This window comes from Caulobacter sp. CCH9-E1 (assembly GCF_001556515.1).
Taxonomy (GTDB): Bacteria; Pseudomonadota; Alphaproteobacteria; order Caulobacterales; family Caulobacteraceae; genus Caulobacter.
Genome location: NZ_LSJA01000116.1, coordinates 1 through 386, shown reverse-complemented (window position 1 = coordinate 386; position 386 = coordinate 1). Strand labels below are relative to the sequence as shown.

1 protein-coding gene is annotated in these 386 nt (G+C 64.0%); it reads left to right on the top strand.

The features are described 5' to 3' along the window. Positions 1-386 (top strand): helix-turn-helix domain-containing protein (locus tag AX690_RS07495; protein ID WP_156449601.1); only part of this gene is annotated, 386 nt, incomplete at both ends.

The window sequence follows — 386 nt, the reverse complement described above, 5'->3', positions numbered from 1 at the left end:
ATATCCGGCTTGCGAAAAGATCGAGATCATCCGCCTGGTCGAGCAATCGAGCCTGCCCGTGCGCAGGACGCTTGCTCAGATCGGCGTATCCCGCGCCACCTTCTACCGCTGGTATGATCTCTACCAGACCGGCGGCCCCGAGGCCCTGGAAGACCGCCCAGGACGCCCCAGCCGGGTGTGGAACCGCATCCCCGAGGATGTGCGCGCCGCGATCCTGGAAATGGCCCTGGAGCACTCGGAGTTGAGCCCGCGGGAGCTGGCGGTGCGCTTCACCGACAGTCAGGGCTACTTCGTCTCGGAAGCCAGTGTTTACAGGCTTTTGAAGAGCCACGACCTGATCACCAGCCCGGCCTTCATCGTCATGAAGGCCGCCAAGGCGTTCACCG